14 protein-coding genes and 1 pseudogene are annotated in these 17,843 nt (G+C 59.5%); 4 read left to right on the plus strand and 11 right to left on the minus strand.

Translation table 11 applies throughout. The features are described 5' to 3' along the window. Nucleotides 1-135 precede the first annotated feature (135 nt). Nucleotides 136-1,173 carry a patatin-like phospholipase family protein gene (locus TK06_RS12535; RefSeq protein ID WP_003199314.1) on the plus strand — a complete coding sequence of 346 codons (1,038 nt, stop codon included), beginning with the start codon at nt 136-138 and terminating at the stop codon, nt 1,171-1,173. A 178-nt stretch (nt 1,174-1,351) separates the two neighbouring features. Here TK06_RS12535 and TK06_RS12540 read toward each other — a convergent pair whose 3' ends face one another. From TK06_RS12540 to kdpF, 6 genes are all read right to left on the minus strand, one after another. Then, entirely contained in the window at nt 1,352-2,050 is a 699-nt protein-coding gene (locus TK06_RS12540) for a response regulator (protein ID WP_063322333.1), read from the minus strand. Between the two features lie 64 nt (nt 2,051-2,114). Beyond that, nucleotides 2,115-4,766 carry a sensor histidine kinase gene (locus TK06_RS12545; protein ID WP_063322334.1) on the minus strand — a complete coding sequence of 884 codons (2,652 nt, stop codon included), beginning with the start codon at nt 4,764-4,766 and terminating at the stop codon, nt 2,115-2,117. 132 nt (nt 4,767-4,898) lie between these two features. Continuing rightward, nucleotides 4,899-5,444, minus strand: a complete 546-nt coding sequence (gene kdpC, locus TK06_RS12550; protein ID WP_063322335.1) for a potassium-transporting ATPase subunit KdpC — start codon at nt 5,442-5,444, stop codon at nt 4,899-4,901. 189 nt (nt 5,445-5,633) lie between these two features. Then, nucleotides 5,634-7,688, minus strand: coding sequence for a potassium-transporting ATPase subunit KdpB (gene kdpB / locus TK06_RS12555; RefSeq protein ID WP_063322336.1), 2,055 nt, complete (start codon nt 7,686-7,688; stop codon nt 5,634-5,636). Nucleotides 7,689-7,698: 10 nt separating this feature from the next. Then, complete coding sequence (kdpA, locus tag TK06_RS12560) at nt 7,699-9,393, minus strand: potassium-transporting ATPase subunit KdpA (protein WP_063322337.1); 1,695 nt, start codon at nt 9,391-9,393, stop codon at nt 7,699-7,701. Between the two features lie 8 nt (nt 9,394-9,401). Beyond that, nucleotides 9,402-9,491 carry a K(+)-transporting ATPase subunit F gene (gene kdpF / locus TK06_RS12565; protein ID WP_063322338.1) on the minus strand — a complete coding sequence of 30 codons (90 nt, stop codon included), beginning with the start codon at nt 9,489-9,491 and terminating at the stop codon, nt 9,402-9,404. A 392-nt stretch (nt 9,492-9,883) separates the two neighbouring features. On the opposite strand from kdpF, the gene eat reads away from it, so the two are divergent. Next, nucleotides 9,884-11,248: an ethanolamine permease gene (gene eat, locus TK06_RS12570; protein WP_063322339.1), complete on the plus strand. Its 1,365-nt coding sequence runs from the start codon at nt 9,884-9,886 to the stop codon at nt 11,246-11,248. Nucleotides 11,249-11,369: 121 nt separating this feature from the next. After that, nucleotides 11,370-11,537 (plus strand): DUF2897 family protein, encoded by a 168-nt coding sequence (locus TK06_RS30850; protein ID WP_014337248.1) that lies wholly within the window; start codon nt 11,370-11,372, stop codon nt 11,535-11,537. 226 nt (nt 11,538-11,763) lie between these two features. On the opposite strand, the gene TK06_RS12575 is transcribed toward TK06_RS30850, so the two are convergent. From TK06_RS12575 to TK06_RS12590, 5 genes and pseudogenes are all read right to left on the minus strand, one after another. Continuing rightward, complete coding sequence (locus TK06_RS12575) at nt 11,764-12,615, minus strand: urea carboxylase-associated family protein (RefSeq protein ID WP_063322340.1); 852 nt, start codon at nt 12,613-12,615, stop codon at nt 11,764-11,766. A gap of 15 nt (nt 12,616-12,630) precedes the next feature. Beyond that, nucleotides 12,631-13,284 carry a GntR family transcriptional regulator gene (locus TK06_RS12580; protein ID WP_063322341.1) on the minus strand — a complete coding sequence of 218 codons (654 nt, stop codon included), beginning with the start codon at nt 13,282-13,284 and terminating at the stop codon, nt 12,631-12,633. A gap of 154 nt (nt 13,285-13,438) precedes the next feature. Continuing rightward, on the minus strand, nt 13,439-13,774 hold the full coding sequence (locus TK06_RS12585; RefSeq protein ID WP_063322342.1) for a ComEA family DNA-binding protein: 336 nt from the start codon (nt 13,772-13,774) through the stop codon (nt 13,439-13,441). 114 nt (nt 13,775-13,888) lie between these two features. Continuing rightward, a pseudogene (locus TK06_RS33465) lies at nt 13,889-14,064 on the minus strand (hypothetical protein); the annotation flags it as partial. 162 nt (nt 14,065-14,226) lie between these two features. Continuing rightward, nucleotides 14,227-15,318, minus strand: coding sequence for an acyltransferase family protein (locus TK06_RS12590; protein WP_063322343.1), 1,092 nt, complete (start codon nt 15,316-15,318; stop codon nt 14,227-14,229). A gap of 402 nt (nt 15,319-15,720) precedes the next feature. Between TK06_RS12590 and TK06_RS12595 the strand changes: the two genes are divergently transcribed. Next, entirely contained in the window at nt 15,721-17,619 is a 1,899-nt protein-coding gene (locus tag TK06_RS12595) for an acyltransferase family protein (RefSeq protein WP_086936643.1), read from the plus strand. Nucleotides 17,620-17,843: the final 224 nt, after the last annotated feature.

Below are 17,843 nucleotides of genomic sequence, written 5' to 3' on the forward strand. Positions count from 1 at the left end.
CCGCGTAAATTCAAGTGTGGCCGAGCATACGCAAATGCCGTCACGGCGTGTCAAAAAACGACGCGTGCGCCACAACGATTGAGCCAAGTCGTCGATGGGTGCATTGTTGAAATCTGTTCGACAAGAGGCCGGGTCATGACAAAACGTGTCGCATTGGTATTGGGTTCGGGTGGCGCCCGGGGCTATGCCCATATCGGGGTGATCGAAGAAATCGAACGACGTGGCTACGACATTGCCTGCATCGCCGGTTGTTCCATGGGCGCGGTCGTGGGTGGGATCTATGCGGCGGGCAAGCTTGAGGAGTACCGCAACTGGATTGAAAGCCTGGATTATCTGGACGTCCTGCGCCTGGTAGACGTCAGTTTTCGCCTGGGGGCGATCCGTGGCGAAAAGGTCTTCGGACAGATCCGCAAGATCGTCGGCGAAATCAACATTGAACAATTGCGTATCCCCTACACCGCCGTCGCGACCGACCTGACCAACCAGCAGGAAATCTGGTTCCAGGAAGGTTGCCTGCATCAGGCAATGCGCGCCTCGGCGGCGATTCCCAGCCTGTTCACGCCCGTGATGCAAGGCAACCGCATGTTGGTGGATGGCGGCCTGCTCAACCCATTGCCGATCGTGCCGGTGGTATCGAGCCACTGCGACCTGATCATCGCGGTCAACCTCAACGCCACCAACCAGAAACAATATCGGTTACCGGTGATCCCGCGCCCCGCCGCGTTCCGGCGGCGCTTCGACACCCTGGTCAGCTCCCTGGGATCGCGCCTGCCGTTTCGCCGCAAGCAGGCCGAGCAGCTGTTGCTGCTGGAGCAGGAAGCCTTGAAGGCCGAAGCCGCTGACATCAACCCGTGGATCGACTCGGCCGAGCCCGAAGGCCAACAACCGGCCGCCGCGCCAGAGAACGAAGGCGCACCGAAATCCGCCACCGGCTCGTTCATCATCGACAACGTCGGCCCGGCCTCGTTGCTGGACTTGATCAACCAGAGCTTCGAAGTGATGCAGACCTCGCTGGCCCAGTACAAGATCGCCGGTTACCCGCCGGACGTGCTGATCAACGTGCCGAAACGGGTGTGCCGGTTCTTCGAGTTCTACAAGGCACCGGAGTTGATCGCACTGGGGCGGGAGATTGCCAGCGATACTTTGGATCGGTATGAGAGTGACCAGAACTGAGCACGATCGCTGAGCCCTTGTGGCGAGGGAGCTTGCTCCCGCTGGGGTGCGAAGCGCCCCCAAAACCGCACGCTCGGTGTATCAGGTTCATTGAGTTGGCTGTATCGGGGCTGCTGCGCAGCCCAGCGGGAGCAAGCTCCCTCGCCACATGAGTGCACGACTTGAAGCCTGTTCGAGGCTAAGCCCCACCCTCCCCCAACAACCGATACCCCACCCCCGCCTCGGTCACAATGAACCGCGGTCGGGTCGGGTCGTCGGCCAGTTTCTGGCGCAGGTGGCCGACCACGATGCGCAGGTAGTGACTGTCTTCGGTGTGGGTCGGGCCCCAGATGTCCTTGAGCAGTTGCTGCTGGGTAATGACCCGCCCCGGGTGCCGCGCCAGTTGTGCCAGCACGGCGTACTCCTTGCGAGTCAGGGACACTTCGCTGCCGTCCAGCAGCACGCGTCGATACGCCAGGTCCACCGTCAGCGGGCCGAACTTCAGCGCGGCTTCCTGCGGCTCGCCAGCCGGGGCCTGGCGCAACAAGGCGCGGATGCGGGCGAGAAATTCCTGGATGCCGAACGGCTTGGTCACGTAATCGTTGGCACCATTGTCCAACGCCTCGACCTTCTGCGCTTCGCTGGCCCGCACCGAGAGCACCAGCACCGGCACCGTCGACCATTGGCGAAACTCGCGCAACACCTGCTGGCCGTCCATGTCCGGCAGGCCCAGGTCGAGTATCAGCAGATCGGGCTTGTTCAGCGCCGCTTGGGCAAGCCCTTCCACGCCGGTGCCGGCTTCCAGCACCTTGTAACCTTGGGAACTCAGGCTGATGCGCAGGAATTTGCGGATCTGCGGTTCGTCATCGATGACCAAAAGGGTCGCGGTCTGGCTCATGGCGCTCGTTCGTTGCAATCAGGTGAAAGGGCAAGCAGGTAGGACGAGAGTAACCCAGCGCCGCTCAAGCTTCATCGTCCATGCCCGGTTGCGCCTGTAAGGGCAGGTGCAACGTGATGCAGGTGCCGCGCCCGTCGAGGCCATCGGCCACGCTGATTCGCCCGCCATGGGCACCGACCATGCCCTGGCAGATGGCCAATCCCAACCCCGTGCCCTGCCCGCCCCGATCGCCGCGCGCGGCGGTATAGAACATGTCGAAGATGTTCTCTCGCTCTTGCTCAGGGATCCCGGGGCCCTCGTCAGCCACCGCAAAAAACACTTCGCTGTCGGTCACGCCGGCGCTCAGCAGCAGCCGCCCGTGAACGGGTGAGAAGCGCGCAGCGTTCTCCAGCACGTTTACCAGGGCCTGTTCGATCAACGCCGCATGGACATACAGCAAGGGCAATTCAGCGGGCACCTCGACACTGAGCGCCAGGGGTGCCAACACCGCCCGCAGGCGGTTCAGCGCGCTGCCGACGATATCGGCTGGCGACACCCAGTCTCGCGCCAGCTTCAGAGCGCCGTGGCCAAGACGGGTCATGTCCAGCAGGTTCTGGATGTAGCGATCCAGCCGCTCGGCCTCATCGCGGGTGCCTTCGAGCAGTTCACGGCGATCGGCCAGAGGGATCGCCTCCCCCAGCGCCAACAGGCTGTCGATGCTGCCGCGCATGGACGTCAGCGGCGTGCGCAAGTCATGGGACACCGAAGCCAGCAAGGCGCTGCGCAGTTGCTCGGTTTCACCGTGCAGGCGCGCCGCTTCCAGGTCCTGGGCCAGTTGCGCCCGGGCCAACGCCTGGGCCAATGGTTGACTGAGCGCCGCCAGTAAACGCCGACGCTGACCGCTCAGCGGCTTGCCTTCGTTCGGGCACACCCCCAGCAGCCCCAGTGGCCCGCCTTCCGCCGACAGCGGCCACCACCACCAGCGTCCGGATGGCAACGTCCCGGTGCCGGCACCGGCGGGCTGGTCATGCTGCCAAGCCCAATCGGCCGCCGCACGTTCGGCCTCGGTGAATGTCAACGGCTCGCCCGTCTCGACCTTCCAATCGCGCTGGCCGTCGCGATTGAGCAGGCAAAGCTGCAAGTCGTGCAGGCCGTTGAGGTGCTGCGCGGCGGCGCTGATCACCGCCTGGCGGTCGGTGGCGGCAGTGAGTTTGCGCGACAGGTCGAGCAGTTCGCCGGTTTCCTGCTGGGTGTCGCGCAAGGCTTGCAATTGTCGGCGCTGACGGGCCGCCAGATTGCCGGTCAGGGCCGCCATCAGCAGGAAAAACACCAGGGTCAGCACGTCTTCTTCGCGCTGGATGGTGAAGGAAAAATTCGGCGGGATGAACAGGAAGTCATAGGCCAGGAACGACAGCGCCGCGCAGGCCAGCGCCGGACCGAGGCTGCTGCGTACCGCCACCAGCAACACTGCCATCAGGAACACCAGGGAGATATTGGGCAGCGCCAGCCACCCTGAAATACCCCAGGCCAACGCGCTGGCCGCCACGGTCGCCGTCAGCGCCAGCACATAGTCGAACCCAGTCTGGACGGCGTTCGAACGCACGCGGGCGGGACGGGGCTGTTCATCGCTGTCCAGCACGTTGATTTCCAGTCCCCGGGCATCGCGCAGCAAGCGTGAAGCCAAGCCACCGCCGAACAACCGTCGCCGCAAACGCGGCCGGGACTGGCCCACCAACAGTAGCGTGGCGCGACGTTCGGTGGCGTGCTGGATCAAGGTCTTGGCGACTTCGCCGGCCCGCAACAGCACCACTTCGCCGCCGAGGCGTTCAGCCAACTGCTGGGCATTTTGCAGATACTGTCGCGATGACTCGTCGTGCGCGACGCCGCTGTCTACGTGGACCAGGCTCCACGGCAGATGCCGGCGCTGGGCGACGCGGCTGGCGTGGCGCACCAGACGCTCGGCCTGCACGTCGGCGCCTACCCCCACCAGCAAGCGTCCGCGCACCGCCGGCGCGGCCTGGCCCAGTTGCCGATAACCCTGGGCCAAATCGTTGTCCACCTGGGCGGCGGCGGTCTGCATGGCCAGCTCACGCAACGCGGTCAGGTTGGTCTGGGTGAAAAACGCATCGATCGCCGCTCGCGCCTGCTCCGGCACATAGACCTTGCCATCACGCAGGCGCTCCAGCAGCTCGCGCGATGGCAGGTCGATCAACAGCAGTTCATCGGCTTCCTGCAAGACCCAATCCGGCAACGTCTCGCGCACCTGCACTCCGGTGATGCCGCGCACCTGGTCGTTGAGGCTTTCCAGGTGCTGGACATTGACGGTGGTGTAGACATCGATGCCGGCGGCGAGCAGTTCCTGGATGTCTTGCCAGCGTTTGGCATGACGACTGCCGGGGGCGTTGCTGTGGGCCAGTTCGTCCACCAGCACCAGGGCCGGGCGGGCCGCGAGCAGGCCGTCGAGATCCATTTCTTCGAGCATGACGCCACGATATTCCGAACGTACCAACGGTTGCTGCACCAGACCGCCGAGCAGTGCTTCGGTTTCGGCACGACCGTGGGTTTCCACCACGCCGGCGACGACTTTCACGCCTTGACGCAGTTGGGTGTGGGCCGCTTGCAGCATGGCGTAGGTCTTGCCGACACCGGGCGCCGCGCCCAGGAAGACCTTGAGCCGGCCACGATCGTTACGGGGCAGATTGGCTAACAGTGCGTCGGCGCGGCCGGAGTCGCTCATGCTGGGGATTCTCTTGTTTCGAATAGGTTCAGCCATTCTGTGGGAGCGAGCGCGCTCGCCATAGCGGTAGGTCAGCCAACATTGAGAGCGACCGATACACGCTCATCGCTAGCAAGCTCGCTCCCACAGGTTCTACAGTTTTTCCAGCGCCAGGTTCAGCGCCAGCACATTCACCACTGGCGGGCCCACCAAGGATTGCTCGGTGTTGTCGTCGAGCAGTTGCTGCAAGGTCGAGGCCGGCAGGTTACGCGCTGCGGCAACACGCGCCAGTTGATAGGCAATCGCCGCCGGAGGCAAGTGCGGATCCAGCCCGCTGGCGGAGGTGGTCAGCAAGGCCAGCGGCACCGGGCCCTGGCCGGGCACCTGGAGTTTTTGGGCGTCATCGATCACCCGCGAGGCCAGAGCCGGATTGCTCGGGGAGAAGTTGCTGGCGCCGCTGGCAACCGTGGCGAAGGCACCGGCCGACGGCCGTGGATGAAACCACGCATCGCCGGTGAAATCCTGGGCGATCAGCGTCGAGCCACGGACCTTGCCGTCGGCATCGACGACCAAGCTGCCGTTGGCCTGGGCGGGAAACGCGACTTGCGCCACGCCGGTGACCACCAGCGGGTACGCGACACCGGTGATCAGGGTCATCAGTAATAACAGGCTCAAGGCCGGGCGAATGAAGGTAAGCATTCAACAATTCCTCAGTTGAAAATACATCTGTGGCGAGGGGATTTATCCCCGCTGGGTTGCGCAGCAACCCCAAAACAATCGCCGTCGTTTTGCCTGACACCCCGGGGTATCAGGCCTGGGGGCTGCTCCGCAGCCCAGCGGGGATAAATCCCCTCGCCACAAAGTTCAGTAGCTACATGCACTCACACCTCAAACCAGGTGCAACGCCGTCAGCAACATATCGATCGCCTTGATCCCCACGAACGGCACCACGATCCCGCCCAAGCCATAGATCAGCAGATTGCGTCGCAACAGCGCCGCCGCACTTGCCGCTTGCACGCGCACGCCACGCAGGGCCAGGGGGATCAGCACGACGATGATCAAGGCGTTGAAGACGATGGCCGACACAATCGCGCTCTGGGGGCTGCTCAGGTGCATCACGTTCAACACGCCGAGCTGTGGATAAATCGAAGCGAACAGCGCCGGCAGGATCGCGAAGTACTTGGCGATGTCGTTGGCGATGGAAAAGGTGGTCAGTGCGCCACGGGTCACCAGCAGTTCCTTGCCGATCTGCACCACATCGAGCAACTTGGTCGGGTCGCTGTCGAGGTCGACCATGTTGGCCGCCTCCCGCGCGGCCTGGGTGCCGTCGTTCATCGCCATGCCGACATCGGCCTGGGCCAGGGCCGGGGCGTCGTTGGCACCGTCGCCGCACATGGCCACCAGCCGGCCGTCATTTTGCTCATGACGGATACGCGCCAGTTTTTTCTCCGGCGTGGCCTCCGCCAGCACGTCATCGACACCGGCCTCGGCGGCAATCGCCGCAGCGGTCAACGGGTTGTCGCCGGTGACCATCACCGTGCGGATCCCCAGCTTGCGCAACTCGGCAAAGCGCTCGCGAATGCCCGGCTTGACCACGTCCTTGAGGTGGATCGCGCCGAGCAGCTTGCCGTCCACGCACACCAGCAACGGCGTGCCGCCACTCTGGGCGATCTTGTCGACCTCCCGCGCCAATGCCTGTGGCAACTCATTGCGTGCAAGGCCGATGAAGTCCAGCAACGAATCCACGGCGCCCTTGCGGTAGATGCGGCCCTGATAGTCGACGCCGGACAAACGGGTTTCAGCACTGAACGGCACGGCCGTCAGCGCTTCGACGCCAGGCTCAGACTGCGGATGCAAGCCTCGTAGGTACTCGACGATGGACTTGCCCTCAGCGGTGTCATCAGCCAACGAGGCAAACAGAGCGCCTTCGGCCAGTTCCTTGGCACTCACACCAGGGGCGGCATAGACCGCTGTACAGCGACGATTGCCAAAGGTGATGGTGCCGGTCTTGTCCAGCATCAACACATGCACGTCCCCCGCCGCCTCGACCGCGCGGCCGGACTTGGCGATCACGTTCAGGCGCACCAGCCGATCCATCCCGGCGATGCCGATGGCCGACAGCAGCCCGCCGATGGTGGTGGGAATCAACGTCACCAACAGCGCCACCAGAAACACCAGCGGCAGGTTGGCGTTGGCGAAATGGGCGAACGGTTGCAGCGTCACCACCACCAACAGGAAGATCAGCGTCAGGCCGATCAACAGGATATCCAGCGCCACCTCGTTCGGCGTTTTCTGGCGCTTGGCACCTTCGACCAAGGCGATCATGCGGTCCAGGGTGGACTCGCCGGGATTGCTGGTGATGCGGATCAGCAGCCAGTCGGAGACCAGCCGCGTATTGCCAGTCACAGCCGAGCGATCGCCGCCGGACTCGCGGATGACCGGCGCCGATTCGCCAGTGATCGCCGCCTCGTTGACCGCGGCGATGCCTTCGATCACTTCACCGTCGCCAGGGATCATGTCGCCGGCCTCGACGCGCACCACGTCGCCTTTGCGCAGGCGGGTGGCGGGGATGATTTCAAAGCCGCTGGCGGTCTGGCGACGTGCGTTGAGGCCTTCGCTGCCAGCCTTGAGACTGTCGGCCCGGGCTTTGCCGCGGCCTTCGGCCAAGGCTTCGGCGAAGTTGGCGAACAGCACGGTGAACCACAGCCACAACGCAATTTGCGCAGCCACAAATGTCGGCACGGCGCTGTCGGGGATGAAGCACAACACAGTGGTGAGGATCGCGGTCAGCTCCACCACCAGCATCACCGGCGCGCGGTGCAACTGGCGTGGATCGAGCTTGACGAAGGCTTGCACCAGCGCCGGCCGCCAAAGGGCCGACAGGTGCGTCTTCGGTTGTTCCGGTGCCTTGGCGGCGACGGTTTTGCTCATCGGCATATTCATCATCAGGTCCTCAGAAGCCCATGCTCAGGTGTTCGGCAATCGGCCCCAGCGCCAGGGTCGGCAGGAAGGTCAAGCCGCCCACCAGCAGAATGGTCACGGTCAACAAGGTCACGAACAGCGGGCCGTGGGTGGGGAAGCTGTTCTGGCCAATCGGCGCGGTCCTCTTCAAGGCCAGGCTGCCGGCCAACGCCAGCACCGGCAGGATGTAGCCGAACCGACCGATCAACATGCCCAGGCCCAGCATCAGGTTGTGGAAAGGTGTGTTGGCGCCGAACCCGGCGAATGCCGAACCGTTGTTCGCTCCCGCCGAGGTGTAGGCGTACAACAACTGGCTGAAACCGTGGGCACCCGGGTTGCTCACCGCTGCGGCCGGCCCCGGCAGACTCGCGGCGATGGCACCCAGCACCAGCACACTCACGGGCATCACCAGCAGGGTTGCCACCAACAGCTGCACCTCCCGGGCGCCCAGCTTCTTGCCCAGGTATTCCGGGGTGCGACCGATCATCAAGCCGGCCAGGAACACGGCGATCAGTACGTTCAACAGCATCCCGTAGAGCCCGGCCCCGACGCCGCCGAAGATCACCTCGCCGACCATCATGTTCACCAGCGCCACCATGCCGCTGAGCGGGTTGAGGCTGTCGTGCATGGCGTTGACCGAGCCGTTGGACGCGGCCGTGGTGGTCACCGACCACAGCACCGTGGCCGTGGTGCCGAAGCGTGCTTCCTTGCCTTCCAGCGGCGCGGCTTGCTCGACGGCCGGGTTGTCCAAGGCAGGGTTGGGCTGGTATTCGGCCCACAGCGACGTGGCGCCGCCAATCAGGAACAAAGCAAGCATGCAGGCGATGATCGCCCGACTCTGGCGCAAGTCCTTGACGTAATGGCCGAAGGTGAACACCAGCGCGGCGGGAATCAGGATGATCGAAGCGACTTCGAACAGGTTGCTCCAGGCCGTCGGGTTTTCGAACGGATGTGCCGAGTTGACGCCGAAGAAACCGCCACCGTTGGTGCCCAGTTGCTTGATCGCGATCTGGCTGGCGGCCGGCCCCAACGGGATGACCTGGTCGGCGCCCTGCAGCGTGACCCCGTGCACATAATGCGCAAAGGTCTGCGGCACGCCCTGCCAGACCAGGAACAATGCCAGCAGCAGGCACAGCGGCAACAGCCCATAGAGGGTGGCGCGGGTCATGTCGACCCAGAAGTTACCCAGCGTTGCGGCGGACTTGCGCCCGATACCGCGACACAGCGCCACCAGCACGGCCAGTCCCGTTGCGGCGCTGACAAAGTTCTGCACGGTCAGGCCGACCATCTGGCTCAGGTAGCTCAGGGACGCTTCACCGCTGTAGGACTGCCAGTTGGTGTTGGTCATGAAACTCACGGCCGTGTTGAAAGCCTGGGTCCACTCCATGCCGGGCAATTGTTCTGTATTGAGCGGCAGATATCCCTGCAGCAGCAGAATGGCGAACAGCAAGAAAAAACCCGCCAGGTTGAACGTGAGCAGGGCCAGGGTGTATTTCTGCCAGCTCTGCTCAGCGGTGGAATCGACACCGGCCAGGCGATAGCAACCGCGCTCCACCGGACCGAGGATCGGTGAAAGCCAAGTGCGCTGGCCCTCCATCACCTGGTAGTAAAAACGCCCCAGAAACGGTGCCGGAATCAGCACCAGGGCGAAAAAGCCGAGGATCAGGCCGTAGTCATAACCGTGCATAGCCGCTCCTAGTTCCGATCGGCGCGCAACAGCGCAACCAGCAGATAAATGAACAGCGCCCCTGCCAGCAGCAGCGACACCCCGTCCAGAACATTCATGGGATTTCTCCGTGGTACGGCGTCGTGCCGTGTGTGGAGTGATTGTCGGCAGGGAGGCTGTAAAGGAACGAGATCGAGAGATCGGTTGGGGGATAAAGAATCTGTAAAAAAATCGGCTGGATGATTGGCTGGGCGGGCCTCTTCGCGATCAAGCCCGCTCCCACAGGAGGTCGCGATGTGAGCTCACCGCAAGTCCAGTGGGGAGCGGGCTTGCTCGCGAAGGCGGCATTACCAGCGCCAACGCCCCCAACTGGCGCACAACAGGGGCACATCAAGCAAGGAACATCCCCGATACGACACGATTTCACCCATTACGACCGCCCCCGCCACCCTGGCACGCCCACTGCACTGCCCTCCCCAGCGCTTTTGCTATGGATCGAGGGGAGCCACCGATGAACACACAACTCAAACCCACCCTGGGCACCCTGCATTTATGGGGTATTGCCGTCGGCCTGGTGATTTCCGGCGAGTATTTCGGCTGGAGCTATGGCTGGGGCGTGGCCGGGACACTGGGCTTTTTGGTGACGTCCTTCATGGTGGCGGCCATGTACACCTGCTTCATTTTCAGCTTCACCGAGCTGACCACCGCCATTCCCCATGCCGGCGGGCCGTTTGCCTACAGCCGTCGCGCCTTCGGCGAGAAAGGCGGGTTGATTGCCGGCCTGGCGACACTGATCGAATTCGTCTTCGCCCCGCCAGCCATTGCCCTGGCCATCGGCGCCTACCTGAACGTGCAGTTCCCGGCCCTGGACCCGAAACACGCAGCGGTCGGCGCCTACATCGTGTTCATGGGCCTGAACATCCTCGGGGTCAAACTGGCCGCGACCTTCGAACTGATCGTCTGCGTCTTGGCGGTGGCCGAACTGCTGGTGTTCATGGGCGTCGTGGCCCCGGCGTTCAGTTTCAGCAGCTTTGCCCTGAACGGCTGGGCCGGTTCCGATGTGTTCGGCGCACCGGCCATCGCCGGCATGTTTGCCGCGATCCCCTTCGCCATCTGGTTCTTCCTGGCCATCGAAGGCGCGGCCATGGCCGCCGAGGAAGCCAAGGACCCGAAACGCACGATTCCCAAGGCCTACATCAGCGGCATCCTGACCCTGGTAATCCTGGCGATGGGCGTGATGTTCTTTGCCGGTGGCGTGGGTGACTGGCGCACCCTGTCGAACATCAACGATCCCCTGCCCCAAGCCATGAAAACCGTGGTTGGCGAAAGCTCCGGCTGGCTGCACATGCTGGTGTGGATCGGCCTGTTCGGCCTGGTGGCGAGTTTCCACGGCATCATCCTTGGCTACTCGCGCCAGTTCTTCGCCCTGGCCCGCGCCGGTTACCTGCCCGCCTCCCTGGCCAAGCTGTCACGCTTCCAGACGCCGCACCGGGCGATCATCGCCGGTGGGCTGATCGGCATCGCGGCGATCTACAGCGACGGCCTGATCAACCTCGGCGGCATGACCCTGACTGCGGCGATGATCACCATGGCCGTGTTCGGTGCCATCGTCATGTACATCATGAGCATGCTCAGCCTGTTCAAACTGCGTAAAACCGAACCCAACCTGGAACGCACCTTCCGCGCGCCAGGCTATCCGATCGTGCCGGGCATCGCCCTGGTATTGGCCGTGGTGTGCCTGGTGGCAATGGCCTGGTTCAATGCGCTGATCGGGCTGATCTTCCTTGGCTTCATGGTGGTGGGTTTCGTCTACTTCATCCTCACCGCACAGTTGCGTGCAGACGCTCCCGCCGATGCGATGCTGACCGGGCTTTGAGGTGAAGCCGACCGAACGGGCGTAGTATTGAACCACTGCGAGCAACCTTCGCTCATAAGTGGTAGGTGCGATGGACCGGCGAAATGTTCGTCCGTCCATCGCCCCCCTCAAGGAGAGCCCTATGCCCTGGTATGCCTGGTTGATTCTGATCGTTGCAATCGGCTCGATCGTTGGTGGTCTGATGATGCTGCGCGACACCGCCCACAAGGTCGAGTTGACCGATGAGCAACGCAAGCGCGTGGCTGAGCGTAATGCGGAGATGGATGCGAAAGAGGCCAAGGATCGTTAACCGCTGCCTCACACACCACTCTTGTGGTGAGGAAGCTTCACACACCGTACCCGTGGCGAGGGAGCTTCACGCACCTACCCGTGGCGAGGGAGCTTGCTCCCGCTGGGGCGCGAAGCGCCCCCTCAAACCTGCCGACGCGGTGCGCCAGGCTGATTGAGTCATGATTTGGGGGCTGCTGCGCAGCCCAGCGGGAGCAAGCTCCCTCGCCACAAGATCCCCTGCCGCCTTACTTCTCCCAATCCGCCTTGGCAATATGCAACCCATGCAACCCGTTGTACGCCGCCCGCTCAGGTTGGCTCCAGCCCTCCAGCAATGAATCCTCCAACCGATAGATCTCCACCCCCAGAGGACGACAGACGCTAAGGGGATCCTGCGCATCCGGCCCCCACATCGCCAGCGACAAGTCACCACCCGGGCAGGTGGACAGGGCGCACAACAGATCGATCTCGGCAAAAAACTCCAGATAATCGCCCTTCTGCGCCGGACAGGCCTTCATGAAGTACATGTCGTCATGATTAAGCCCGGTGCACTGGAAGATATTCAGCACGTCGTGCACATCGAACTCAGTCAGGCCGTGAGGCAACACCGCACGGGTCAGGTTCGAGTGACAGTGATGATGAAAATCCTCCCCCGTCAGCATCTTGTTCACATAGGGATCACAGCGCGTACCCAGCAGATCGTGCAGTCGGCCACCATGCTCATCGATGCCATAACCGGCCAGACTGTCATCGGTGATGGTCACCAATGGCCGCAGGAACGGCAGGTTCGACCACAACCGATCATGGGTACTGACGTGGGCGCCCTGAAGCTGACGCGTGCGCGCCGCCCACAGGCGTTCCCGTGGATCGTGGGCGTTCCAGACGTTGAAGTCTCCTACCTGCGGGCCCACCGGAGTCGTGACTCGGAACACATGCCCGGCTGGTACGTGCCAGGCCTTACCAGTGCGGATCGGCACTTCGAACTGCTCGATCAGGGTGCGCTTGTCCTGCTGGGTGCGGATGCGGTCGTAGAAGGGTTTGTCCACCTGCAGGGCTGAACCTTTGCTGACCTGGTAGGCGGCTGGGTAGTCTTTGTACATGGCGCGGGTCCTTGATCAGGGGTGATGGGTGGGCGTCAGCAGTTGCAGAAGCAGTTGCTCGGAATCGTCGAGGTAAAGACTCATGGCTTCGTGGGCCGCAAGCTTGTCGCCCTCGGCCAGGCAATCGTGGATATAGCGGTCACGGGTCAGCCACGGCGCTTGGAAACGAGCCTCATCGGGCGCGGAGCTAAATACCAGGCGCAGTTGTGCAACCACATTGGTGAAAAACTCATCAAGTAATGGGCTGCGCATCAATCCGACGATGTGCTGATGGAACGCCAGGCCATGGGTGCCGACCGAACGCCAGTCTTCACGCTCCCGAGCCAAATCCGCCGCTTCGAGGGCTTCGAGCATCCGGTCAGATTGATACTCGCGCAGTGGCTGACTGCCCATGATGGCTTGCAGCTCCAGAGTGCGACGGACCTTGAACAGATCTCGCACGTCATCGACACCTAACCTGCGGACCATCACCCCTTTGTTGCGCACGTAACGGGTCAACCCTTCCTGGCCCAGGCGGTGTAAGGCTTCACGTATGGTGTTGCGCGAGGCGTTGTAGGCCGAGACCAGGTTGTTCTCCACCAGCGCCATGCCTGGCAGCAAGCGGCCACCGATGATGTCGGCGCGTAGCTCCAGAGTGATCTGGTCGGCCAAGGAAAGTGTATGGATCATGGAAGAAAGGCCTCGGATTGTTGAACAATCGGTTGGCTGTAGATAATCATTATTTATGCCAACGGCGGGATGCCTCCAGAATGCGTGCAAAAATGTGCATCCGCCAGACAGCAAAAAGGCCAGTCAATACGACCGGCCTTCTTCAATCACAAACTCAATTCACTTCCAGCTTGTCACGGTTCCTGTCGAGAATCGCCTTGCCGATCCCCTTGACCTCCAACAACTCCTCCACCGAAGAGAACGGCCCATTATTCTCCCGATACGCAACAATCGCCTCGGCCTTGCCCTTCCCTATTCCTGACAGCTCGCGCTGCAGCGTGGCAGCATCCGCCCCGTTTAAATCCACCTTGGTACTCTGCGTTTTGGCTGGCTGCTCCACTGCTTGCGGCGTAGCGACCACCTCAGGCTTGACCACTGGGGCCGCGATAGCAGCAATCGAGGCGCTGGTGAGAAAGGCAAAAACCAGAGAGTAGAAATAGCCTGTACGCATAAATGACGCTCCATGACATCGTTAAGAGAGAAGCAGCTTTTCCGAAGCTGCCTCTCAAACTTAGGCGATGAGGTGTCGCTGTCAAAAATGTGTACGTTACAGCGTATGTAACAATCAGGGTTCGAGACGGCGTTGCTGGTAGATCCAGTCGACAATCTCACCGTCCGGAGAGTAACCACTGACGGTATCGCGAAGCAGTTCACGGCCTCTGGTGGTCAATCATCCCGCTCGATGGCAATCAGCAATTCCGCCTGCTTGAATGGCTTCGCCACGCAATGCGCCAGCAGATCAACTCGCGCGAGAACCGCATCGCGTCCGAGAAGGTCCGCGACATCCACTTTCTGGATGTCATCAACTTTGAGCCGGTCGCTCGCTAAATCTTGAACTTCGGGACGTCGAACCCTCGAGCACCGCCAAAATCCACTACCGAAGCATAGGGTCAGACGACGATGTCATTTCGGTCGGTATGATTTCAATCGTTCAAAACCTCCCGTAAACAGCACCGCAATTTTATTACCAATGTGGTCGAGAACGCGTCTTAGCTGCCGCGCCATAGTCCTTTCAAAAACAACATGAATAAACAGAGACATGGCAATCATAAGCGTCACTGTCCCCCACAGTAACAAATGCGGATTGACAGCCGGATAGAGCGCGTTAAAGACCATAAAGCCAACATTTTGATGAAGCAAATAGAGTGGATATGTAATTACGCCGAGCACCACCCATCTCCGCCCCGCCACCCACCCCATCTTCTTTTTGGCTACAAAACCCATTACTACGTAACTGATAAAAATCGTTGCAGCCACTATAACAGCGTCGAAGTCAACGTGATAGTGGCGCTCCAACCTAGGCAGCATATTAATACCTTGATAAATAGCGAACGCGCACGAGCTTATTATCGTCGCCCATCTCAACTTCGAAGCGCCGCTCAGCCACACGTGATAAAACATGGCTCCGGCAATGAAGTAAGTTGAGTATTCGGTAATGAAAAACCTCCGCCACCCTCTGGCATCAGTGAATTCAAGCGCTACGGACAACACGAGCCAAACACACAGTAGCGCCTCTATCCGATGAAGTTGTCGTAATAGCATAACGAGTGCTATCAGGAAATAAAAACGGATCTCGATAAACAACGACCAATACACGCCGTCAATTGGACGAATATCGAAAAAATCGCCCATCAGCGTCAAGTTACCAAGGTACTGAGGAGCTGTCGCGGAAAAACGATCTCTGCCCAAAGCAAGCGTCACCACGAAAGTTATTGAACAGCACACCCAGAATGCCGGATAAAGGCGGACCGCCCGCGATATCAAAAACCTCCTGAAACCTTCCCCACCGGCGGTCATCATGATGACAAAACCGCTGATCATGAAAAATAGCTCTACACCCAAATAACCATATTTTGCCACAGGTGCTAATAACGGATAAGGCAGGAGCGACCTGTCATCGGCGGCGTAGCCTCGAAATGTATAATGAAAAAAAACTACCGACATAGCAGCTATAAACCGGAGCAGATCTATCTCATTAATTCGCTTTTGGTTCATTTGCCGCCGTTACCTTGCATTTTAAAAGAGCGCATGATACCGAGATATCTGCTTTTATAGAACCTTTTTGAGTTAGAAGGCCTGCCACAGACTCCCCCGCCCGGCATCACCGCACCAAGCTCTGCGTGAGGTTCTCTCTTCTACTCCGAGCATGGATGAGTGATGCTGGCGAAATCAAGCTGTCCGAACAGAAGCGAACCTGCGCCATCGGTGTGCAAATATATGATTCGGGAAGAAGCCGACAAACACTGGCCATCGCGCCGACGCAGATCCAGTGATCAAACACACACGCAAGACCTCCGTAGGTACCGATTTGCTACTTATTTTTCATGAGGTTAAACTCGGCGGCCCCGCACATTCAAGCGGACATTCCATACCATTACGTCAAGGCCCCACGCGCTCATGCATGCATCCCTTCGGTATAGACCAGATATTGACGGATTACGCGCGATCGCCGTTATGGCTGTCGTACTATTTCATGCATTTCCGACTATTATCCCTGGCGGCTTTATCGGCGTAGATGTGTTCTTTGTTATTTCTGGATATTTAATTACCGGAATCATATTGAGTGGTGCTGCAAAGGGCAGATTAAACATCCTGAATTTTTACTCGAGGCGCGTCCGTAGATTGTTTCCGGCGTTAATCCTAGTCCTCTTTTGTTGCATGGGGTTTGGTTGGTACTTTTTATTTGACCCAGAGTACAAACAGCTTGGTAAACACGTTGCTTCAGGCATAGGCTTTGTAGCAAATTTGAATTTGTGGAGCGAGTCCGGTTACTTCGATTCAGCCGCCGAAATGAAGCCACTTCTTCATTTGTGGAGCCTTGGAGTTGAAGAGCAATTCTATCTGATTTGGCCCGTAGTAGTTTGGATGGGATGGACATTCAGGAAGACTTCCTTAGTTATAATTCCCACTTTGATCCTTGCCTCCTTTATTTACAGCGTCGTGATGGTTGACTCTGATCCTGCAGGTGCTTTTTACTCACCATTTACGCGGTTTTGGGAGCTTGCATCAGGGGGGGCATTAATCTACGGATATGAATATTTCAAACAGGGCAATACTGCTCGCACGATTCCGATGTGGATGATTGAGGCGAGCTCAGTCGGCGCGCTCGTTCTGCTGATGTGTGGTTTCATTTTTATTGATAAGAACAAGCAATTCCCGGGTTTCTGGGCGGTATTGCCTGTGGCGATCTCCTTGTTACTTATTGGTCCGGCAGAAGGGTCCTGGTTAAATCGAAAAATACTGGGTAGCAAATTATTCGTATCGATAGGCTTACTCAGCTTCCCACTTTATCTTTGGCACTGGCCCCTCTTGTCGTTTGCCACTTTGACAGGCGGCGAGCTTCCAAATGCCGGCTACAGGGGGGGCGCAATAGCGGTCGCGGTAGTGCTTGCATGGACAACATATAAATATATTGAAACACCCATAAGATATTCCGAGCGCAGAAGCATGGTTGGGATTCTTGCCTCGTTGGGCTTGATAGTTGGCACCCTCGGCCTTTATGTATATGCCGGCGGTGCCACTCAACTTAGACCGGGCAAAGAAATAGCTGGAGAGATTGGGCACGAGCAGTTCTTTAACTATCTCACCGATAATTATCAGGTATGCTCAGAACCCAGCATTAGAAGTGGTGCACTGATTTACGAAGGCCATGTGAGGTGCATGCAGTCAAAGGCCGACTCTAAAATTGACGTGGCGATCATTGGGGATAGTCATGCCGAACATTTATTTAACGGTATGGCAAAGGCATTACCAAGTCTAAACGTCGCATATTATATTAAGGCCAGCCCACCCTTTGTGAGCAATATAGAATTCAAGGAAATCTATGACTTTCTCGCGCGTGAGGATGGACCAAAGAAAATAATCATCACTATGCATTGGATAAAACGTCTTAATCAAGCTCCCGTAGGTTCGACTGTTGAAGACGAGCTTTTCACCTCGGTTGAGAGGTTGCTGGCTAGCGGCAAAGAGGTGTATTTATTCGACGACGTGCCTAGGTTTCCATTCGACCCTAAGAAGTGCATCACGAAATCTCGGGTCCTAAAAAATGAATGTTCCATTCCCTTGGCCAATGCTAATAAAGAATTCGATATATACCGAAAGCAACTGCTCAATGTCGTGCAGAGAGAGCCGCGTGTTAAATATGTCCCTATTAGTCAATACGTTTGCCGAAATGGGCAATGCGGCATGACTCGCAATGGTCATCTTCTCTATCGAGATAAAAACCACCTTAATGTTACCGGCTCTAATCTTATAGGTGGTTCAATAGTGAGGGATAATCCTGACTTGCTTCGTTAGTGAGAGTCGCTGCGGCAGATAGGCGCAGTTGCAGAGCCTTATGTGTGGCTGCGTCACGCACTGGAGCGCCCGCCCCGGGCATCCTCGGTCAAAATTACGACGCCTTGTTGCCGTGGAACTGCAAACCTAGGCTCCACGGCAAGCGCGCCGTCTACTTTTAACCAAGTGGGGCGTATGGAGCGCTTACCAACTGCTCACCGGAAATGCCACGGTAAATCCGTTAT

The organism is Pseudomonas fluorescens, from assembly GCF_001623525.1.
In the GTDB taxonomy this organism is placed as follows: domain Bacteria; phylum Pseudomonadota; class Gammaproteobacteria; order Pseudomonadales; family Pseudomonadaceae; genus Aquipseudomonas; species Aquipseudomonas fluorescens_Q.

Bases quoted from the DNA above. Each gene is read 5' to 3' on its own strand.
- TK06_RS12535 (WP_003199314.1), top strand. From the start codon at position 136: ATGACAAAACGTGTCGCATTGGTATTGGGTTCGGGTGGCGCCCGGGGC.
- TK06_RS12540 (WP_063322333.1), bottom strand. From the start codon at position 2,050: ATGAGCCAGACCGCGACCCTTTTGGTCATCGATGACGAACCGCAGATC.
- TK06_RS12545 (WP_063322334.1), bottom strand. From the start codon at position 4,766: ATGAGCGACTCCGGCCGCGCCGACGCACTGTTAGCCAATCTGCCCCGT.
- kdpC (WP_063322335.1), bottom strand. From the start codon at position 5,444: ATGCTTACCTTCATTCGCCCGGCCTTGAGCCTGTTATTACTGATGACC.
- kdpB (WP_063322336.1), bottom strand. From the start codon at position 7,688: ATGAATATGCCGATGAGCAAAACCGTCGCCGCCAAGGCACCGGAACAA.
- kdpA (WP_063322337.1), bottom strand. From the start codon at position 9,393: ATGCACGGTTATGACTACGGCCTGATCCTCGGCTTTTTCGCCCTGGTG.
- kdpF (WP_063322338.1), bottom strand. From the start codon at position 9,491: ATGAATGTTCTGGACGGGGTGTCGCTGCTGCTGGCAGGGGCGCTGTTC.
- eat (WP_063322339.1), top strand. From the start codon at position 9,884: ATGAACACACAACTCAAACCCACCCTGGGCACCCTGCATTTATGGGGT.
- TK06_RS30850 (WP_014337248.1), top strand. From the start codon at position 11,370: ATGCCCTGGTATGCCTGGTTGATTCTGATCGTTGCAATCGGCTCGATC.
- TK06_RS12575 (WP_063322340.1), bottom strand. From the start codon at position 12,615: ATGTACAAAGACTACCCAGCCGCCTACCAGGTCAGCAAAGGTTCAGCC.
- TK06_RS12580 (WP_063322341.1), bottom strand. From the start codon at position 13,284: ATGATCCATACACTTTCCTTGGCCGACCAGATCACTCTGGAGCTACGC.
- TK06_RS12585 (WP_063322342.1), bottom strand. From the start codon at position 13,774: ATGCGTACAGGCTATTTCTACTCTCTGGTTTTTGCCTTTCTCACCAGC.
- TK06_RS12590 (WP_063322343.1), bottom strand. From the start codon at position 15,318: ATGAACCAAAAGCGAATTAATGAGATAGATCTGCTCCGGTTTATAGCT.
- TK06_RS12595 (WP_086936643.1), top strand. From the start codon at position 15,721: ATGCATGCATCCCTTCGGTATAGACCAGATATTGACGGATTACGCGCG.